We start from the raw sequence: 19,895 nt of genomic DNA, 5'->3' as shown, positions 1-19,895 counted from the left end.
GATGCGGACGGCACTCAAAAAGGCAGTTGAATGCAACGCGAAATGGACCTTCTGGCGGATGAGAATCGGCACGAGGTCGGCGGGCGGGTGGTGAATAGCGCCGCAGTCCTGTGGGCCACAACGGCATTTTCGCGAGCGGCGCAACTGATTTCGACGGCCATCCTTGCCCGCATGCTCACGCCGGACGATTACGGCATCATTGCACTCGCTACAGCAGCAGTCGGGTTTATCAATATCTTGGCAGATTTTCAGGTGTCTGGTGCCATCATCAAGTCGCAGAACTTGACAAGAGCCCATCTCGATACAGCGTTTACGATTAGCCTCATACGCGGATTGATAACAGGAATTCTGCTGGTTCTTTCCTCAGGCCTCCTGGCGCATGTGTTAGGCGACGAGCGTCTGAAAGACGTCCTGTGCGTCATGGCCGTTCCATCCCTGCTGGCCTGTCTCAACAACCCGCTCTTGAGCGTTTATTCGAAGAGACTCAACTTTGCCCGGGAAAGCAAGAGGCAAATCGTATCGACCATCATAGGGGCCGTGGTAGGCATAACAGCGGCGGTCATGCTGCGTAACTATTGGGCGATCGTCGTTGGCTCGATTGCCTCGAGCACATCCATGCTCATCTTGTCATACTACAATATCCCCTGGCGGCCTCGGCTAGACCTCTCCAAAACCAAGGAAATAGTTTCGTTCGGGATTTGGCTGATATTAATCGGAGCTCTGGATTACCTGAACGGCAGAGTCGACTATCTGCTCATCGGAAGACGTCTTGGTAGCGAAACACTTGGAGCCTATCATATCGGTCAACAGATTGCTGTGATGACGACTGGAGACTGCGTAGCGCCTCTTACTCGCGCTCTGTTTCCGGCATTCTCTCTAATGTCGAGCGACGTGGACCGACTTCGAAAGGCGTACCGAGAGGCGCAGTCAGTCATTCTAGCCATGGCGCTGCCGATTGGCTTTGGCATGTCTGCGGTGGCAAGGGATGCCGTTTATCTGTTTGTCGGTCCGCAGTGGGAGATCGCTGTCAACGTAGTGGTTTACATTGCTCCCCTAATCGCCCTGCAGACGATGCTCGCCGGAATCGAAACAGTGGCGTTGTCGATGGATAGGGGACGAGACCTTTTCGTTCGCGCGGCAGTTTTCTTTGTTTTCCGAGTTTCTGTCTTGGTTGCTGGTTTCCATTTGGGAGGCTTGATGGGAGTTATCATTGGAAGGGTGATAACGGGCTCCTTTTTCATCTTATATGGCTTGCATCTGGCTGCCAGGATCACGCACAGCAGAATGCTGGATCCGATTGCCGCGAGTTGGCGCAGCATCACGTCAGTGGCAATCATGTACGGTACATTGTTGCTCTTACCGAGCTCGCATCTCGGGCATGTCGGTCCCCTGGCGCTCGCTGCGATATTCGCAGGGAAGATTGTCCTGGGAGCGAGCATATACGTAATAAGCCACGCACTTCTTTGGATAGCGTGTGGAGCGCCCGCCGGCGCGGAGCGCAGGATAATCGACCAGTTAGGAAAATTCCGGCGGCTCCGGTTTAAGACCGGCGAAAGCTGCTTGGAAGTGTGATCAAGATCAGGGAAAGAGGTTCAAGTGCGGCGACCAGTAATCTTTGTAAGCAGACTGAGCGATGGCAACATCGGAGATGTGATGTCCAGTCCGCTTAACTATTTCGGTTCTGAATTCAACTGGGCAGTTCGCCAGGAAGTCCATGCCGGTGCAAGCCTGGCCCGTCGCGCCCTGCGAAAGCTAACGAGGGAGAACGCCAAGGCCGTCATCATAGGAGGCGGAGGGTTGATCGGGCAGCCATTTTTTGACGCCGACATATCGTCTTGGACTCGCGGTCAGATACCGACAATCTTGTGGGGAGCCGGTCACAACAGTCACGACATCTACGCGGTTGATAAACGGCAGCCGGGGTTTGAGGAGTATGGCCAGTTACGCCAGTTCAATCTGGTCGGAATTCGCGACTACAACGCTGGATTCACGTGGGTTCCGTGCCCAAGCTGCATGAACCCGCAACTCGATGAACGGGGCAATTCGAGTTTTGGAACGCTTTTTCTGCTTCATCGCGATCTTCGATCGGACAAGGAAATGATATCGTCCATCGTGTCGCAATCAACAGACGACGCGAGGATCGTGTTCAACGATTGTAGCAGCCAGGCATTTGTTGAAGCGATCTGTTCCGCGCGTCGGATCGTTACCAATTCATATCATGCGGCATATCTTGGCACGCTCGCGAAGAAGCCTGTCGTCGCGATCGGTGGCGGCAGCAAGATGCTTACGCTCAAGCACCAAGTGCCAATAGCGCAGACGGGCTGCTGGACTGATGCATTTTCTGAAGCCGAGGTTCACGAGGCGGCGCTGGAGGAGTGTCGGGATGCCAATAGGGACTTTTGCCACCGGGTGAAGGCCCTTATAGGCAATCAGTCTAAAGCCAGCGTGCGGCGGTACGTTCCCGATCCAATTCGGGAACGCATGGCCGACGAGTTAGCCTCAGATAGAGCCTTTCCGGCAATTGTGAAAAATAGGGTTCCGAAGATCATTCATTTCATTTTTGGCTTGTCGCCGGATTTCGGCGGAAAGCCATTCAACGTCATGCATAAAGTTGCCGTCAGGTCTGCCATTGAGAAGATCAAGCCCGAAGAGGTCTTTTTTCATCACCATTACAAACCTGAATCGCCGAGCTTCAGGGACGTCGAAGGTCTGCTTTCGATGAACAAGATCGTTATCCCGCATGAATTCAAGGGACGGAAGCTGAACCACTTCGCCCACAAGGCAGATATCACGAGAATGAGCATCTTGAAGGAGATGGGAGGAATCTATCTCGATCTCGACACGATAACTGTAAAGCCGTTCGATGATATGCTGGACAGCTCGTTTTCGATTGGTCTGCAGATCGGGCATAAGGTCGATGGACTTTGCAATGCCGTAATGTTGGCCGCGCCGAACGATGGGTTTCTCGTCGACTGGCTGAATTCGTACGAGCGATTTTCAGACAAGACTTGGGATCAGTTTTCGGTACAGCTCCCTTACGTCATGTGGCGGAGTGGATTCTGGACAATTAACGTGCAGCCTCATGATCGTTTTCACTGGCCGAGCTGGGACGATCAGAGCATGAAGCTCATGTTCGAAGAGAACCATAGTTTCGACAATGCAGTCTGCCATCATCTTTGGGAATCCTATTCCTACAAGAAGTACTTCGTGCATTCCGACGAAGCTGGCCTTTCGGACTGGATAAGAAATGGCCGCTCGACCTACAGTCGCCTTGCGAGCAGGTATATCTAGCGATGTGGCCACTCAGCTTAACGTCCTGCTGTGCGATTGGTCGAGGGAAGATGGGTTGGATTGAAATGCGTTTCACAGAAATCCCAATTCTCGCCGTCAAAATCAGGGGCGACCGGGTGAATGAAGGCCTCACGCCCGCGGGTTCGTAGATTACGACCGCGCGTGAGAGCGAAAGAGTTATATCTCGGAGGCGCGGTCTAACGACGAGAGAGAGGCAGATGTTGACGTTACGGCAAGACACGCGTATCGCCCCTCGGCTTTCTATGTGGCTGAACCTGTTACGCGGTCTCGCTGCCCTCGCGGTTTTGATGTTTCATGCTTCCGCGCTGGTCATCACCCCCTCTGCAGTCGAGCACACTGGGGTGCTATTTGGCGTTATCTGCTCAGTCCTTCGATTTGTTGCCAAATGGGGACACGAGGCGGTGATTATATTCTTTGTCTTAAGCGGCTATCTGGTTGGGGGACCATTTCTCATTCGGGTCTTGCAAGACAAGATAGTATCGGCCGACTACCTTGTGGCAAGACTATCCAGGATGTTCGTTGTTCTGATCCCGGCTCTCTTGTTGACGGCAATCCTCGACGGAAGTTCGTTGGCTTGGCTGAATGGTCAGTCCGTCATAGACGCGAGAGCTTCCTTTTTTCCTGATCGCGAAAATCTATGGTCGTTTCTCAGGCTTCGCGAAGCCGTGTGCAACGCTGCCTTTCTACAGATGTTGTGGTGCAAGCAGTACGGGTCCAATCTGTCATTGTGGAGCATCTCCAATGAGGGACTTTACTATCTCGCCTGGTTCGGGCTGGTCCTTGGTGTTCGACAGCGGATATTCTTGACCATTCCGACGGTCGTCGCTTTGATTGTCGTTTGTTCATTAGCTCGTACCCAGGTCTCGGAGTACACCGCCGTAAGCTATTTAGTTTACTTCCTCGTCTGGATGTCCGGCGCTCTATTGTTTTGTCTGGATAAGCCGTCGTTAAGACTGCTTGCTTTGGCCTCTGCGCTTTCCGCCTGCCTTTGGCTTTATCTTCGAAGACAAGGGTTGTGGCTTGCCAGCGACCTTATGCTCGGATGCGCGTTCGTTTGTGTTCTGAAAGTTCTCGAGGTGAGAGACGTGGCTTATTTCGCTGACTTTGGCTTCGCTCGAGCGACTTCAGAAATAAGCTTTTCACTTTATGCCACCCATGTTCCGGTAGCCGTTTTTGTGCTGTCGCTTCTGGGACAGATCCATCCGGTCTCGGCAAGCTGGAGGAGTCTCGCGTCATTTCTTCTTATCACCACGAGTTGCTTGGCCGTTTCCACAGCTTTTTGGTGGGCCTTTGAAAGCCGGACGCACTCAGTAAGGACCATCATACGGAATACTATCTCTGGTCTATATGTAAAGCCCGCGTCAAAAAATCGCTAGGCAGCATTCGTCGGGCTTGCCATCGATTGTGTTCAAGCTGAAGATGTCAGGCAGCCGACGACGTCACCGCAAAACTGGTCGAACGTCGCGCAAGTGCTCGTCCGACCTGCTCTCCGCGCTTTTCGATCTGCTGATACGAAATCAGGCTGAGCAGGACGGTGATCACAATGGCTACAATCATAGCGGCAAACATAGTCGCGCTGGTTACTTGCACTGTTCTCACCAGCGCATACCCCACCAATACTTGCACCGGGCGGTGAATCAAATAGAGCGAATAGGAAGCCTCTCCAGTTCGAAAGACCAGCGGATTGGTGAAGGCAAATCTAAAGATCTTGCCATCGATCTGATCCGTTTTTGCTCCAGCCAGATAGCTGAAAAATATGGCCCAAATAACGAGCCCGAGCGGATCGCGTAGAAACATGATGGCGAGGACTGACAGGCAAATTGCGACCGCGATGGGGCGGAGAGTCATCTCGCTGATCTTGTTAAAGCCGATACGAGATGCAATTCCAATAGCAAAAAACCCACTGGCGCCTGCCAAGGAGGATGCGAGATCATAACTGCCGAGCATGCCTCTACTGTGGGCGATGTAGAGCAGGCCGAACACAATTGTCATGCAGACGGTGGATCGCCAATCCCGGAGACTTAAGAGGACCAATGGAGCAACGATGTAAAACTGCCACTCTAGCGAGATGCTCCAAGCGGCCGGCAGGAACGTCATGGCCGATCGATTGAGAACCTCGTTCGGAATCGCGCCATGAAACATCAGGCAATGAGCCAAGAAATGAGCTGGAAAATTAGTCGTCATTTGATGCTCGATCTCGGCGAGCGATTGCGAGCATGCGGCCCAGCCTGCAGAAGTCTGCCAGGGCACAAGCGTCGAGAGGGCAACCCAGTAGGGGAAAACAGCAAACCCGATTGCGGAAGCGATGACGAACACCGGGTAAAGTCTGAAGAAGCGGCGAGTCAGGTAGGGAGGATATGTTTCATTTCTTTGAATTATCAGATTCGTGATGACGAACCCGCTCACGATCATGAACAGTTGAACGGCAACGTCGCCGCGCAGAAGGACCTTCAATATCTTATTGTCTGACTCCATAATACCGGAAAGCTGGAGGCCATGTCCAATGGCAACCCAAAGGGCGAGATAAAAACGCAGCCCAACGATTTCGTTGAAGTACTCGCGTCTCACCATGTTGTGCCTTCACTTGGAGTTCATCTTGACGGCATTAGCCATACCGTTGTTGGCAAGATTAAGTCTGGAATCTGCTGCGGCAGCTCGCGTCAAAAAGTGCGGGCGCCTGTGTATGTCTCGTCCTTCCGAGCCTTGGTGCCTAGCTGGAGGTTGCTATTGACAGCCTGCTCTTTGTCCACTTCAACGAGTGCGTTCCTGAAGTGCCGCCGCGCTATTCCGGTTCCCAGTCAACAGCGTCGGACTGATCAATCGATGGGCAGCAATCTCAGAATTGTGGCGATTAGTTTAGCCGGTTCCGTGCGCCGCGAGCGCGCGCGTGCAAATCTGGAGTCGCTCGAGATTCCATGGACCTTCTTTGATGCCCTGCGTGCGCCAGCCAAGGGGCTCCCGCAATATGATGAGGCGCTGGCCATCCGCTTTTGGGGCAGGGGCCTTTCACGTGCCGAGATCGGCTGCGCAGCGAGTCATATGAGCATCATGGCGCAAGTGGCAGCGTCAGACGCCGACAATTCATGGACACTTGTGATCGAAGACGACGTCATTCTCGATGCCGGATTCAGCTTTCGCTCGCTTCCGGATATCTGCAAGGCTGCCGAGATCGGTTATCTCCGGCTGTATGGGCGACACATGGCGCCATGCAAGCACGTGGCCTGGCTGGATCAGCGGGAATTGGTGCGGTTTGAGCGCGCGCCAATGGGAACGCAGGCCTATCTGATCTCCAGCGGCGCAGCGCGTCGATTCATCCACAGCGTGACGACGATCCATCGGCCAGTCGACTGGGAGATGGATCGCTTCTGGGCAAATGGGCTGTACAACTATGGCTTGTTTCCATTTCCATGCCTTGAGCTGACGCTGCCATCGTCGATTGCAAAAGCGGCGGAGTCACTCCGCGAGCCTACTGCGCTTGACAGGGCGGCTTGGTTTGCGTGGAAATCGAAGGAATACGTTCTGCGCTTGTCGGAAAATATTCGCCTTCGCCAATCCGACAGGCGGATTCGCGGCCGCCTTGCCGGCGTAACCAGTCTTTACGGGCCAATGCCGGGGACAATTCGCGGGGTTCGAAAGCCTGTGATTGATGCCTGAAGGGCGTGCGACGAGGATCTTGCGAGGTGGATTGCCTTTGCGCCATCGCGCATTCAGGCGTGCTTGCGTCGGATAACGCTGCCGAACCTCAGGAGCGGCCTCAGGAGTTCTGCCCTGTTGAACCGGAGCATGATCAGCCGGTATGCAAACCAGGAAGGACTCAAGAATAACGCAGTGAACCAGACGATATGAGAGGCGGCGGTCCGCCATTGTGTCGTCTCGGTCAGAGCCAGCCATATGCCGCGACGCAGGAGCGAACTCGATGTGTCCATCTCCTGAGCGACATATCTCAGTCCCAATTTTCGGGACGCTAAGCGATAGTTGATAAAGACGATCTCGTTATCGATTGGCCTTGCCGATTGCACATGTACCGACTTCCTGTCGCAATGCGCCTTCAGGATATCGAACTCGGCGACGCGAAACCCGATTTGCCTAGGGAAATCGGGAAAGCGCTGGGCGCGGCCCTGCGCGTCGTTCCGGCTGATATTTCGACCATGGAGCCGATACTGCCCCAAGATTGCCTGCACCGTGACGACGTCCCCGTAAAGCGGCGCGATCGTGTTGAGAGCGCCATCGTATCCGACGGGCGGATTGAGAGGGATGACCTGACGAAGAAACTCTCTGGAATACGCATTTCCCGACATGACCGGCCAGATATACGTTCCTGACCGAATAAATTCTTCATGCACGTCCTGTGACGTATACGACGTCGGAAACGCACAAAATGACCGTCCAAGAGGCGTACCAGCGCCGTCGATGAGTTCCAGATTGAACTGAACTTTCGAGAGACCCTCGCGCCAGTGTGCGGCGACATTTTCCACTGCTGTCGGCATCAGGATATCGTCCGCATCAAGGAACAGCAGCACATCGCCTGTCGCTTCGCGATACCCAACTTCGAACGCTGCGATGTTGCCTTGATTTGCCTGAAATATGGCTCGAATCCTGTCACCATACCCGGCGATGATCTGACGGGAACCGTCGATCGAGCCATCGTCGACGACAACAATTTCATCCGCTGGCCGCGTCTGATTCAACGCGCTGTCGATTGCCAATCCGACATACCGTTCGTAATTGTAGACTGTTATGACGATGCTAATCTTCAACGCGTCTCGCTCAGGAAATCTGCCAGGGTCATCGAAGGCTATCAATCCATGCGTTGATGAGCCAGAAGTAATTTCACAGTCCGCAAGCATGGTTGGTGAGACAATCGCATGAAAATCGCTCTGATCGATCCGTCACTGTTCACCTGGCCGTATGATCTTAAATTAGCCAAAGGATTGACCGATATTGGGCATGCAGCCAACATTGTCGGGCGCCAGCTTGGGCAGAAGCCGTCCGTCGACGAAGTGCGGTTTCTTGACCGACATTTTTATCCTGGGATGCAGTCGCGCTTTTTCAAGAAACTTCCGCGCAACGTGCAGCTGGGACTGAAGGGTCTCAGTCACGCTGAATCAATGGCTCGGCTGATCAGGCGCTTCAGGAGAGCGCCGCCCGATGTGATCCATTTCCAGTGGGCGCCCTTGGCGATTGTTGACAGCCAGTTCGTTCCCAAGTTCAGAAAGGTCGCGCCAACGGTTCTGACCGTTCATGACTCGAATCCGTTCAACAACAATCCGAGCTCGCGGATACAGCGGATTGGCGCGCTCAAGATTCTGCATTGCTTCGACCATCTCATCGTTCATACGGCCGTTGCACGCGATCGCCTTCTGGGCGTCGGTATCCCGGACGAGAAGATATCCGTTATCGCGCACGGATTGCTGACGGATCATATTGCCCGACCGGCGGACGAGCGTTCGGCCGGTGGCGGGCGCGTTCAAATACTCCTGTTCGGCAAGATAAAGCCCTACAAGGGCGTCGACGTTATGCTTCGCGCACTTGCATTGCTTCCCCGAGAGGTCAGGGCACGTTGCGTGGTGAAGGTCGTGGGCTGGCCGGAAATGGCGATGGAGCCGTTGTTTGCGATGGTGAAGGATCTGCAGCTCGACGACCATGTCGAATTCGACCTGCGGTTCGTTCCGGACGATGAAATGACCTCGCTGGTCGCGCACGCCGACATCCTGGCTTTTCCGTACCGAGACATTGACGCATCGGGGGTGCTGATGCTGGCGATCGCGGCGGGACGTCCGATTGTCGCGTCGAACATTGGAACCTTTGCCGAATGGCTGAGCGATCGGGCAGAGGGAACGCTCGTTCCTCCAGATGACCCCGCCGCATTGTCCCGGTCACTCGAGCGGCTAATTGATGATCCTGATTATCGAAACTCCAAGGGGCAAGCAATGCTGGATCTGCGCGACTCCGTGCCGACGTGGACCTCAATTGCCCGCCTGACCGAGGTCGCTTATGCGAAGGCGGGCCGGCATGCAGACGCACCGGTCAGCGCCCCGGTTCTGCAGGATTCAGGAAACTGAAGGGGTCATCTGCCAGGTGGTCTGGCGGATCGACAGGATGCCCCAAAAAAAGCCAAGTGCCCACGCGAAGTGCATCACAACCGCGGCCGGCAGCGCAAGCAGCCCGCAAATCGAGCGATGCTTTTGTGCAATTGTCACTGCAGTAAGCCCAAGTATCGCCAGATAAACCATCGGCAATGTCAACAGTACAGGTGCGAATGGAGACAGCACGATGGCGCAGAACATCAACGCGACGTGAGTCGGTACCAGGAACTGGCGCAGTCGCAACGATCCGGGATGCCGTCTCACGGTTCTCGATCGACCGCGACCGTAGTTGAAGTACTGCCTCGCCAGGCTCAGAAAACCCGACCTCGGTCGATATGAAAGGCGGATGTCCGAATCCAGAAATATCCGGCCGCCGATTGCACGCAGCCGGCAGTCAAACTCTGCATCTTCATTGTGAGTGAAGGTTTCATCGTAACCACCGGCCCTGCGAAAGGCGTCGATGGTCATCGCTGCGTGATGTCCATGATCGACAAAGCCGCTTTTCTTTCCGCCGCGATGTGCCGATCCGCCCGAACCGACCTTTGTGTCCGATACCCAGGCGACGGCCTTTTGCAGGCAGCCGTCACCGCGCGAGTCCATAGGGACCACGACCGAGTCGGCTTGGCGCTCGTCCAAGGTCTTGAGGAGGCGCGAAATATAGTCCGTCGGATATCGGCAATGGGCGTCACACCGCACCAGGACCTGCGCTGCAGCACCGTAGACTTGTACGGCTAGATTAACCCCGGCGCTCTGCAGCCGCTGCGGATTGCGCAACAGATGGACGCCGGCAACCTCCTCGGCCAGCTGGCGCACAATGTCAGCCGTATCATCGGTGCTGCCGCCATCTGCAACCACGATTGTGCGATCTTCATGAACGCTGTCGCTAGCGAGGTTACGGACAACGGTCTCGATGTGGGGAGCCTCATTCAATACCGGTACGACGATCAGGACTTTTCTGGACACGGTTTAGCTACCATCCTGCGGTTCTTTGCTCAATCCGTTGGCAGGCACAGCATTGTTCTCTGATGCTCGCCAACGGATGTGTCGACGGTCAAATATAACAATGGCCAACTCGTGACCTGCCGCTCTTTTGTTGCCTTGATCAGCCAGTATGATCAGCTACCAAGCCTTAAAATGGCGATTTATTTTGGTGGATACTGTGTGGCCGATCGCCTGAAGATCCGGCATCAAACCTGACCGGAGCGATATGTGAAAATTGTTGCCGCCGTCTTCGCGTTGTTGCTCGCGCTATGTCATCCTGCATCAGCTGATCCGATGACGCTTGATTTTTCATGGCGCGGGACACGCGGCTGTATCACACTTTTCCCAAATCCCGAGATCCGACTGAGCAATGTTCCCGTGGGCGCCACGTCGATGTCGCTCACGCTGGCGCAAGGCACCCGAGAGATGGGAGGCCAAGACGTTCCGGTTCCCCATAACGGCGTTGTCCCGTCTGGGACGGTCCGGACATTTGGTCCTTGCAAGCCTGGAATGTACGAATGGACCGCTCTGGCGAAATCATCGACAGGGCAGGTTCTCTCGGAAGCGCATCAAACGCGGTTCTATCCCGCGGACGAAACCGCCACGAGGGAATAGTTTCATAGCAATGCGCACCCCAAGGACACCGCTCGCGGCTGCATCCGACACGAGGGGCCGCAGGGGCGCATTTGTCGCTCAGATGGTTGCTGACCTAAATTCGATGTGACGAAAGCGTCGGGGCCTTGCAACTGCGCGTTCCCGGTTCCTGCGTCCTACCTGCGGCTGCGTCGCAGCCACGCATCGCACCAACTCAGGCCACAATTGCTTTAGATAAGGATCAGCTGGAATTTGGAAGTCGGAGATTTGACAACAAGAATTTGTGACGAGGAGTAAAATGTTGGCGCGAACGAGGCGAATCCTTGTAACGGGCGGTGCCGGCTTTTTGGGTTCGCACCTCTGCGAACGGTTGGTAAGCGCCGGTGACGGGCGTGTCATTTCCAATTTCATTGTGCAGGCACTAACCAATCAACCAATCACAATTTACGGTGACGGGCAGCAGACACGCTCATTCTGCTACGTCGATGACCTGATCGACGGTCTGGTCCGGCTGATGAACACATGTGATGACGTCGTCGGTCCTATGAATCTCGGCAACCCCGCTGAGATCACAATGCTTGAACTGGCCGGGATGATCGTGGACCTCACTGGATCCAGATCGGCTATCGAGTTCAAGCCGCTTCCGATCGACGATCCCAAGCAACGCCGACCCAACATCAGTTTGGCCCAGGACTCGTTGGGATGGCTTCCATCCTTCTCGTTGCGCGACGGCTTACGCAAAACCATTGCATATTTCGAGAGCCTAATGATTGCGCGGGGAGCGGAAGCGGCGAGATGAAAAAGACTGTTCTTGTCACTGGTGGTGCTGGCTACGTCGGCTCGCATTGCTGCAAGGCGTTTGCGATGGCGGGCTGGAACGTCGTGACGCTCGACAATCTTTCCCGAGGCTGGCGCGATGCTGTGCGCTGGGGACCGTTGGTCGAGTGCGATATTCGCAATTCAGCCGGCGTACGCGCAGCGCTGGAAACCTACAAGCCGGACCTCGTCGCGCACTTTGCGGCACTGGCTTATGTCGGCGAATCGGTGGCTGATCCCGCCATTTACTACGATAATAACACGAGAGGAACGCTTGCCCTCCTGGATGCCATGCGGGCGGTCGGCTGTTCGCGCGTGCTCTTTTCCAGCACGTGTGCCAGTTACGGAGTACCCACGCGCACCCCAATAGACGAAACGCATCCGCAGGCGCCGATTAATCCCTATGGATGGTCCAAGATGATTATCGAGCGTATGCTCGAGGACTTCGGTCGCGCGTACGAGATGTCGTCGGTTTCGCTGCGCTATTTCAACGCGGCGGGCTGTGATCCTGATGGCGAGATCGGCGAGCGCCACGAACCGGAGACGCACGCCATTCCGTTGGCGATCGAAGCGGTGCGCCGACCCGATCGGCCTTTCACCATTCTGGGAACGGACTTTCCGACGCCGGACGGCACTGCAATAAGGGACTATATCCACGTCACTGATCTGGCGCAGGCCCACCTTCTGGCAGGTGACATGCTGGTGGCTCGAGGCGGTACTCATGTCTTCAATCTCGGTACGGGGGTTGGCACGAGTGTGCTCGAACTAGTAGAGGCGGTGAAGCGTGTCTCCGGAAGGGACCCGGTCGTCCGCCGCGGCCCACGCCGCCCAGGGGACCCGCCCACGCTCGTCGCCTCCTTTGCCAAAGCCAAGCGGGAGCTCGGTTGGAGCCCGTGGCAATCCGAGATCGATTTCATTATCAAGACCGCACTGAGGTGGAGCGATAGCCACCCGCCGGCATGATTGCGCACGAAGATGATCGACACCTCATTCGCAAGAATTGGATTGGGAAGAGGCGTGACGCATGTTTCCGTCACGTCGGCGTCCGATGTTGCGGAAACGACGTTGAGCGAGGGCATGACGGTGTTCTGGCGTGCCAACCAACCGATCGGCCATGTGCTGATGCATGAAGGCCAGATAACGGACGCCAGGATCGATCATATCAACGACGGCTTTCTATCAGCTGTCGACTCCAAAGCGCGACCCCCGACAAAAGTGAGGCTCTCGGCGAGCGTGGTGATCTGCACGCGCGATCGTCCGGACGAGCTGAGCAAATGCTTGTCGTCGTTGCCGCGGCAGACCCATCCTCCACGAGAAATCATTGTGGTGGACAATGCATCGCGCGATCGGAGGACGCGGGATGTCGCGTTGGCCGCGGCAGCAACTTATATTCGCGAGGATCGCCCCGGTCTGGATATCGCGCGCAATGCCGGCGCGCTTCAAGCGACCGGAGATATTGTCGCCTATACGGACGACGATGTGCTGCTTCACCCGCGCTGGCTGGAGCAACTGACATCTGCGTTTGACTCTCCCGAGATCGGTGCAGTGACTGGGCTTGTGCTTCCCGCCGAGCTCGCGACCGAGGCGCAACGGCATTTCGAGACGTATTGGGGATTTGGCAAGGGCTATCGCGAACAGGATTACGACCCCGCAGTTTTCCGATCTCATCGCGGCCAGGTCCTTGCCGCGTGGGACATCGGCGCCGGAGCGAGCATGGCGTTCCGGCGCGAGGTGTTTCAGGCGGTCGGGCTCTTTGATGAGCGCCTGGACGTCGGTCAGGCCGGCTGCTCGGGCGACTCGGAGTACTGGTATCGATTGCTCGCGGGGGGCTACACGTGTCGTTATACTCCGGCATCAGTCGCATTCCACTTTCACCGCAGTACAATGGATGGACTGGCGAGCCAGATCTATCACTACATGCGCGGTCATGCAGCCGCACTTTTGGTGCAGTATGAGCGAACGGGGATCTCGGCGAACCGGTGTCTGGCCTACTATTACAAGCCGCGTTGGTATCTCTATCGGCTGCTCCGGAATGCAATGGAAGGAGGGAGCATTCGCGACCGCTTCCTCAAAGAGGAGGTGACGGGGTATTTCGCCGGATTGCTGTTCTATCATCGCCGAAGGTTTCGAAGATGACGGCCCATCCGCGTACGTCCGTCGTGGTCGCCGCCCGCGATGCTGCAGGTACCATTGCCGAAACGCTTGACGGCCTGCTCGCGCAGCGCGACCTCGACTGGGAAGCTCTTGTCGTGGATGACGGTTCGACCGATGCCACGGCCGCGATCGTCGCCGAATATGCGGCGCGGGATTCCCGCTTTCGGGTTCTGCAGTCTGGCGGAGTAGGCGCTTCAGGTGCCCGCAATAAGGGAATTGCAAGCGCGCGCGGCGAACGAATACTGTTCCTTGACAGTGACGATTGGATTGATCGGTCCTTCCTTGCCCGAATGAATGATGCGCTGGATCTCGATCCGTCGGCGGTGGCTGCCTATTGCAACTGTTGCCGGGTCATGCCTGACGGCAGTGAATCTCCCGTTCGCTGCGATCTGGCCATCCAGGACAACGCCTTCGAGCGGTTCGCTCGTACGTGTGCCACGTTCATTCATGGCGTGCTCGTCTTGAAGAGCGCTGTTGCAAAGGTCGGCGGCTTTGAGGCCAGCCTCGGCACGTGCGAAGATTGGGACCTGTGGCAACGGATCGCCCGCTGCGGCGGCAGGTGGATCCATGTTGATGAGAAATTGAGCTATTACCGGACAAGCGACCGTTCACTGACGCAAGATGTCAAACGGATGCTGGCCGACGCGCAGGTGGTCATTGCTCGCGGATTTTCGAGTGATGATCGCGTTAGCGCGCCGGCACCCGCACATCGGGCGGGAGCGTCAACTGCATACGGCGGCGCCGCGGCGGCGTACGCGTACTTCGCGCTCTGGTGTGCCGGATTTGAATGCGGGCGCAGAAACGCCAGCCATCCAATGCTGGAAACGCTCAGGGACATTCCAAAAGCCCAGACGGCGGCGGACGAGATCACCAGCGTCCTGCTCGAAGCCGTCGTGGTCGGCGCCAGAACGGTGCCTGCCAAGTTGGCGGAACGGTGGTCGCAATACGGGGACGGGGTAACCGGCCTCATCTTGGCAATCGGCTGTGCGTGGAACGACCCCGCGGCGGGGCGAAAGTGCCAATACAGGTTTGAGCGGAAAGTGCTCGAGTATGACGACCTTTCGGCACCCAGGGTGCTCACACTGACGCTCGGCATGCGCGTTGACCTTCGCCGTATCGCCACCGTCAGGGCGATCGGGACCATTGATCGATTATACGTCTATCTCTGCGACGGCCCTCGCATCCTGGCGCTGCTGGATATTGGTGCCCTCGGCACTATCGACAGCCGGTTCTGGATCGCGCTGGCCGCCAATGGCCTCGTTCATTCCCAGATCAGAGCACAGCTCGGAAATCTCGTTCGTGCAAGAATCGAACTTCACAAGTGGACCGGAATGCTTCGACGTTTCATGCGAGACGGCCGAGATACTCACCGGGCGCGACTGCGCGAGCTCGCCTCGCGAGCTTCAGGCCAGGCGCGGCCGCTCGCCATTTCAGGTATACCCGGTTCCAGCAGCCGGATTCGATGTGCCGAAAGGTCTCGACACACCGCGCGCAAGCAATTTTGGGAAGGTCTGTTCGAGCAGGAAGATCCCTGGAACTACGGTTCGCCGTATGAACAGGAAAAGTACGGCCGGCAACTTGAGCTCCTTCCAGACGAACCAGTGGACGACGCGCTTGAGCTTGCCTGTGCGGAGGGACATTTCACGCGGCAATTGGCTCCCTGGGTCAAGCGCCTCCAGGCCACCGATATTTCGACTAAGGCGCTCGATCGCGCCCGTGTCCGGTGCAATGGGCATCAGAATATCGAATTCTCCCAGCTGGATTTGTCCGCCGATCCGCTCCCGCAGGACATCGATCTGATCGTCTGCTCCGAGGTCCTTTACTACCTCGATGACGAGGCTGAACTCCAATCGGTGGCGAAGCGACTGGTGCAGGCGCTGCGTCCTGGCGGTTACCTGGTGGTCGGGCACGCCTTTGTGCTGAAGGACAACATGTCGCGAACGGGGCTCGACTGGGAGAGTCCGTATGGGGCGGAGACGATCACGCGAATTATCCAGAGCGTACCCGGACTTGCCCTGGAGACATCGATCGAGACGGAGCTGTACCGCATCGATCGATTCAGGCGGTTGCGCCCGGGTGAAGCTGCCCCTGACACACAGGTGAAATGCGCGGCTATCGACGCGCCGATTGAGGTCGAGGTTGCACGGTACATCGTGTGGGGTGGTGCCGTCGCGCGCAGGTCTGATGTCGCGCAATCCGAAAGACGCGCGCACGCTCCGGTCCTGATGTACCACAGAGTTGCCGTTGAAGGACCACGTGAATTGGCGCGGTACCGGCTGTCTCCCGATGCGTTCCGGCAACAGATGCTGTGGCTTCGCCGCAATGGATACCATACCATCAATTCGGATCAGCTCGCCTGGTTCGTGGCAAGCAATCATCCGTTCGTCGGCAGGCCGGTGCTGATCACCTTCGACGATGGGTACGAGGATTTTGCCGAGCATGCATGGCCGATCTTGCAGGCAAACGATTTCTCGGCAGAGGTGTTCGTTGCGACCGACTTCGTCGGAAAGCGGGCGGAATGGGATGCTCCGTTCGGAGAGCCCGCTCCACTGCTCGACGCGGTCAGGATTGCCGGGCTTGCCGCCGAGGGCGTATCCTTTGGTAGCCATTTGGCGAGCCACCCGCGCAGCGAGGAACTTGCGACCTGGACTCTCGCCGAGGAATTGACGCGATCTCGTGCACAGTTGGAACGATGGCTTAGGCGACCTGTAACGTCACTTGCCGCGCCTTTTGGCTCCACAGATCAGCGGCTTGGAATTCTCGCGGCCGAATGCGGCTACAAGACCCTGTTCAATACGGTCAACCGGGCCGCCACACTAAGGGACAATTTGTTAGACCTGCCGCGAATTGAGATCAGAGGCGATTTTACGCTGGACACATTCGCGCGCTGTCTGGAGCAGTATCAATGAATATCGATGCGTTTCTGGTCAGTGTAGTTATCCCGGCCTTCAACGCCAGTGCAACGATCGACGAGACGCTTCGCAGCGTCAGATCCCAGTCGCACCGGGAGCTGGAAATTATTGTCGTGGACGACGGCTCCACAGACGACACGGTCGCAGTTGTCCAGCGGCATCTGATTCAGGATTCTCGAGTAACAATCATAGAACAAAGTAATGCAGGGGTGGCGGCCGCTCGGAATGCGGGCTGGCAGGCGGCACGCGCGGACTTCGTCGCGTTCATTGATGCTGATGATCTCTGGACGCCCTGCAAGATTGAACGACAGCTTCAAGCCTTGCTTGATGCAGGAGAACGGACTGGTCTTGTCTACAGCTGGTATGACTGGATCGATGTCGATAGTCGCGTAAGCGCCAGGTCCGATCCCGTGTTTCATGCGGGCGAGGTGCTGGACTATCTCTGTCAGGGAAATTTCATCGGCAACGGCAGCTCGACGCTGGTCCGCCGAGAAGCCCTTATAGTTTCAAAAGGATTCGAGAGTGGACTCAGGGCATCGGGGGCAGAAGGCTGCGAAGATCTGCTGTTCTATTGCCGTGTCGCGGAAGCGTACCGTTTCGCGGTCGTGCCCGAGTACCAGATTGGCTATCGCTACCTCCCGAACAACATGTCGAGCAACAAGACCCGGATGTTCCGGTCGTGGATGCTGGTCGCGGATGAGATCATGATGCGGCACCCCGAGCGCGCGGCGCTCCTCGCCCTGGGCTTCAGAAACTATGCGCGTTGGTTGCTTCGGAGAGCTCTGACGGGCGGTGAGTTGTGGTACTTCGTTTCAATCTTCGGACTCCTTTTCAAACGGAATCCCCTGCTCGCGCTCAGGGTCGCGCTGCACGATGTGCCGCGGGATACTGTCTCGGAAATCCGGTGGAAATGGCGTCATCGGCGTTGCGGGGCGGTTCGACCCTCGGCTTCGTTGTTTGCCATCGGCGATCCGAGTCAATCGCTATGACAGAGCACGCGAACAACGCACGAAGACCGAGAGCTGCTCGCCGCGCTGCATTGGTCGAACTCTTCAAGCTGCTCAAGCTTGCTCCGCTGCCCGGTTGGGTGACGCCCGCACTAATTGTCCTTGGGTTGGCTACATCGTTGGCGGAGACGGTCGGGATCACCCTCGTGCTCCTGTTCTTCTATTTCGCCATGGGGCAGGTGGAACTTGCAACGTCGACCAGTGGCCTCCTGGGGGAAGCGCTCCGATACGCGGCGAATTGCTTTCAGAGCTCGACCGAAACTGCTGTCGTTCTGCTCCTTCTCATCATTGCTCGCGGTGCTCTTTCCTTCATCAACACACTAGTCAGTGCGCGTGTTGGAGAGAAGATCAATGAGGTCGCGCGCAACCGCGTTCATCTGCAGTATCTGTCAACTTCCTATTCGTTCTTCCAACGCCATGACGAAGCATATCTCATGGAGGTGTTGGGAACCGAGACCTGGGTGATCTCCGGGGCATACGCGAGTCTTACCCGCATTATCGTGAGCTCGTGTTCGGTGTTTCTCTTCGCGTCCTTTCTGTTGGCGCTCTCAATCAAGGTAACTGTCCTCGCGCTCGTCGCTTCGATGATTGTGTCGGCCGGATTGCGGCATCTCTCGTTGCCCATGCAGCAGTTGGGTGCCGGTGTAAAGCTGGTTCATCAAAAGCTGGGTGAGCATATGCTGATGACACTCCAGGGTATGCGCACGATCCGCGCATATAGCCAGGAGGAGATTCACCAGAAACGGTTCGAGCAGGCCTCGACGCAGGCCCGACAGGTCGCACTGCGGCTTGCGCGCCTAACCGCTATGATTTCGCCTCTGACGGAGGTGGGATATCTTGTCGTGCTGTTTCTCGTAGTCGCGTTCGCTGACTTATGGGGAATCGGTTTCGCGACGAGCCTGACCGCGGTCGCGTTGCTCTATCGATTGCAGCCGCATATGCGAGATTTGGAAGGGAACCTGCTGTATATGTCGCAGATCGAGCCTCAGCTTCGGTCCATCAGACACATGCTGTCGACAGATGACAAGGAATATCCGAAGGCCGGGCACGTGGCGGTGGCTAAACTGGAGGACGGCATCTCGTTTCGCAACGTGACGTTCCGCTATGATGCCGGTACCGAGCCCGCTCTTTTGGATGCTTCGTTTGACATTCCGGCGGGGAGGACCACTGCGCTCATTGGAGCCAGCGGAGCGGGCAAGACCACGATCGTAAATCTATTGTTACGACTGTATTCGGCCAGCGAGGGTGACATACGGGTTGATGGCCGGCCCATCGAAGACGTTCGTCGAAACGATTGGCTCGGCATGCTCGCGATTGCGGGCCAGGATGTCGACCTGGTTGAAGGCACGGTAATCGAGAACGTTCGGATAGCCAAGAACGACGCCTCCGAGGAAGAGGTTCGGCAGGCGCTGCGGGTCGCGGGCATTTCAGAGGTCGTCGAGGCCTTACCCGACAAATACGACACCTGGATAGGACAGCATGGCCTGCGCTTCTCGGGCGGTCAGCGGCAGCGTCTTGGTCTTGCACGAGCGGTTGTGCGCAATCCGAAGTTCCTCATCCTCGACGAAGCGATGAGCGCGCTCGATCTGACGCTTGAGGACAGCATTCGACGCGCTATCCAGCTGCAGTTCAAGGACCGAACCTTGTTGCTCATAACGCATCGCCTGGATTCCGTGCGCGATGCGGACCACGTGGTGTGCATTGAAAACGGCCGGGTTCGGGCTGAGGGCCCTCCGGCGAAAGTCCTGGTGAGTCGAGGAGCGTGCGTAACAGGAATTTCGCAAGATGATGTCGTTACCTACCGCATGCGGAAGACGGTTCCCTAGTCGGAACCCAGGGTGTCGGCTCCGCTCGTGAATGACGAGCCCTGCAGTAAGCGTCCAGTTGCAAAGCCGCGCGGTTCACACGAGCCCGTAGCATTACGGTGTCTCTGCAGAAATATCCAGCCGCCAGCCGATTCGCTCGTTATGCTTCAAATTGCGTCGAATCGATAAGGCTCTTTTGAACGCGGGCATAGTTGTGTGCCACGTCAA

Annotated in this window: 14 protein-coding genes; 11 read left to right on the top strand and 3 right to left on the bottom strand. The window is 56.7% G+C overall.

Going from position 1 to position 19,895, the window contains the following annotated elements; translation table 11 throughout:
- Nucleotides 1–30 precede the first annotated feature (30 nt).
- The 3 genes from IVB42_RS17285 (at nt 31) to IVB42_RS17275 (ending at nt 4,688) form a co-directional block, all read left to right on the top strand.
- Nucleotides 31–1,572, top strand: coding sequence for a lipopolysaccharide biosynthesis protein (locus IVB42_RS17285; protein ID WP_247395917.1), 1,542 nt, complete (start codon nt 31–33; stop codon nt 1,570–1,572).
- A gap of 81 nt (nt 1,573–1,653) precedes the next feature.
- Nucleotides 1,654–3,291, top strand: a complete 1,638-nt coding sequence (locus tag IVB42_RS17280; protein WP_247395919.1) for a glycosyltransferase — start codon at nt 1,654–1,656, stop codon at nt 3,289–3,291.
- 218 nt (nt 3,292–3,509) lie between these two features.
- Nucleotides 3,510–4,688: an acyltransferase family protein gene (locus IVB42_RS17275; protein WP_247395921.1), complete on the top strand. Its 1,179-nt coding sequence runs from the start codon at nt 3,510–3,512 to the stop codon at nt 4,686–4,688.
- Nucleotides 4,689–4,734: 46 nt separating this feature from the next.
- Here the strand turns inward: IVB42_RS17275 and IVB42_RS17270 are convergent, their stop codons facing one another.
- On the bottom strand, nt 4,735–5,883 hold the full coding sequence (locus tag IVB42_RS17270; RefSeq protein ID WP_247470641.1) for an acyltransferase: 1,149 nt from the start codon (nt 5,881–5,883) through the stop codon (nt 4,735–4,737).
- 252 nt (nt 5,884–6,135) lie between these two features.
- On the opposite strand from IVB42_RS17270, the gene IVB42_RS17265 reads away from it, so the two are divergent.
- Nucleotides 6,136–6,966, top strand: a complete 831-nt coding sequence (locus tag IVB42_RS17265; RefSeq protein WP_247395923.1) for a glycosyltransferase family 25 protein — start codon at nt 6,136–6,138, stop codon at nt 6,964–6,966.
- A gap of 53 nt (nt 6,967–7,019) precedes the next feature.
- On the opposite strand, the gene IVB42_RS17260 is transcribed toward IVB42_RS17265, so the two are convergent.
- A complete protein-coding gene (locus IVB42_RS17260) occupies nt 7,020–8,069 on the bottom strand; it encodes a glycosyltransferase (protein WP_247395925.1) in 1,050 nt (349 codons plus the stop codon).
- Nucleotides 8,070–8,177: 108 nt separating this feature from the next.
- On the opposite strand from IVB42_RS17260, the gene IVB42_RS17255 reads away from it, so the two are divergent.
- Nucleotides 8,178–9,374 (top strand): glycosyltransferase, encoded by a 1,197-nt coding sequence (locus IVB42_RS17255; RefSeq protein WP_247395927.1) that lies wholly within the window; start codon nt 8,178–8,180, stop codon nt 9,372–9,374.
- Here IVB42_RS17255 and IVB42_RS17250 read toward each other — a convergent pair.
- Nucleotides 9,363–10,361, bottom strand: coding sequence for a glycosyltransferase family 2 protein (locus IVB42_RS17250; RefSeq protein WP_085383856.1), 999 nt, complete (start codon nt 10,359–10,361; stop codon nt 9,363–9,365). The two genes, IVB42_RS17255 and IVB42_RS17250, sit on opposite strands and share 12 nt — an antisense overlap.
- Nucleotides 10,362–11,271: 910 nt before the next feature.
- Here IVB42_RS17250 and IVB42_RS17240 point away from each other — a divergent pair.
- From IVB42_RS17240 to IVB42_RS17215, 6 genes are read left to right on the top strand one after another with little or no spacing between them, the layout of a single operon-like run.
- Complete coding sequence (locus IVB42_RS17240) at nt 11,272–11,772, top strand: NAD-dependent epimerase/dehydratase family protein (protein ID WP_256467724.1); 501 nt, start codon at nt 11,272–11,274, stop codon at nt 11,770–11,772.
- On the top strand, nt 11,769–12,752 hold the full coding sequence (galE, locus tag IVB42_RS17235) for a UDP-glucose 4-epimerase GalE (RefSeq protein ID WP_247395929.1): 984 nt from the start codon (nt 11,769–11,771) through the stop codon (nt 12,750–12,752). The genes IVB42_RS17240 and galE overlap by 4 nt, the downstream gene beginning before the upstream one ends.
- Before the next feature lie 12 nt (nt 12,753–12,764).
- On the top strand, nt 12,765–13,925 hold the full coding sequence (locus IVB42_RS17230; RefSeq protein ID WP_247470635.1) for a glycosyltransferase: 1,161 nt from the start codon (nt 12,765–12,767) through the stop codon (nt 13,923–13,925).
- Nucleotides 13,922–16,852, top strand: a complete 2,931-nt coding sequence (locus IVB42_RS17225; protein WP_247395933.1) for a trifunctional glycosyltransferase/class I SAM-dependent methyltransferase/polysaccharide deacetylase — start codon at nt 13,922–13,924, stop codon at nt 16,850–16,852. Before IVB42_RS17230 ends, IVB42_RS17225 begins: the two co-directional genes overlap by 4 nt.
- Complete coding sequence (locus IVB42_RS17220) at nt 16,849–17,844, top strand: glycosyltransferase family 2 protein (protein WP_247395943.1); 996 nt, start codon at nt 16,849–16,851, stop codon at nt 17,842–17,844. Before IVB42_RS17225 ends, IVB42_RS17220 begins: the two co-directional genes overlap by 4 nt.
- Nucleotides 17,841–19,688, top strand: coding sequence for an ABC transporter ATP-binding protein (locus IVB42_RS17215; RefSeq protein WP_247395945.1), 1,848 nt, complete (start codon nt 17,841–17,843; stop codon nt 19,686–19,688). Before IVB42_RS17220 ends, IVB42_RS17215 begins: the two co-directional genes overlap by 4 nt.
- The last annotated feature ends 207 nt before the right edge of the window (nt 19,689–19,895 follow it).

Origin of the sequence: Bradyrhizobium sp. 45 (assembly GCF_023073155.1) — a bacterium.
Lineage (GTDB): Bacteria > Pseudomonadota > Alphaproteobacteria > Rhizobiales > Xanthobacteraceae > Bradyrhizobium > Bradyrhizobium canariense_D.
The sequence above is the reverse complement of the archived record's forward strand: the minus strand, read 5'-3'. Positions and strand labels throughout refer to the sequence as shown.